1 protein-coding gene is annotated in these 715 nt (G+C 62.8%); it reads right to left on the bottom strand.

The features are described 5' to 3' along the window. Positions 1 to 520 precede the first annotated feature (520 nt). Positions 521 to 715 (bottom strand): hypothetical protein (locus KUW18_RS19590; protein ID WP_222562196.1); only part of this gene is annotated, 195 nt, incomplete at its 5' end.

Raw genomic sequence — 715 nt, 5'->3', positions numbered from 1 at the left:
TCGGGGAAGTCGGAGAGTGCACCTAGCATGAATCATGGCTCCTTGTGCGGTGTCTTCACGTCATCCGTGACGTGAACAGCGAAGGACTGCGTCAGGTTGCCCAGGGGCGATGGCTTGGGTCTGGTGGCCCGCTTGCCTGGGGTTCGATAATGCCAGAGCTGGCGTCACGATCAATCACCAGGCAAGAGGTCTTCCTGCGTCATGGCCTGGAGACAGCGTGACGGGACTCAGCGGTTCAGGGCCAGCGGCGTTCGCGGGTGGCCCGCTGCCACGAAACAGCAGGACCGGTTCTGGTCGTGCGAGCAGGAAGCGCGAGCAGGAAGCGCAGTCGCGACCGGACTGAGCTTCCGCTTCGGTAGGCCACTTTAGTGGGGCTTTGCTGCGTGCTCCGAGTTCCGAAGGTCGAGTTCTTTGCCTCGTTCCTTGTGCCCCGTTCCTTGTGCCCCAGGGCCTCTCAGGGTCTCCCGGAGCTCAAGACAGGTCGAGTCGTCCCGGTGGCTCGGAGAGCAAGCGGTAACGCTTAGATGAGCTCTTCGATGTTGTCGACGGTGGGCTCGAGGATGAGCTCGCCAGTGCCTTGCTTTACCACGCGGTTGGGTTCGAGAAACAGGTCGACGGCGCCATCGAGCAGGGCGCTCATGGCCTCGACATCGGTATGGTCATGTTCGCTCAGCAGCTGCAGGTAGTCGCGGCCCTGCTTGCCCCAGGCCGCCAG

Source organism: Halomonas sp. DP5Y7-2 (assembly GCF_019802025.1).
Lineage (GTDB): Bacteria > Pseudomonadota > Gammaproteobacteria > Pseudomonadales > Halomonadaceae > Halomonas > Halomonas litopenaei_A.
The sequence above is the reverse complement of the archived record's forward strand: the minus strand, read 5'-3'. Positions and strand labels throughout refer to the sequence as shown.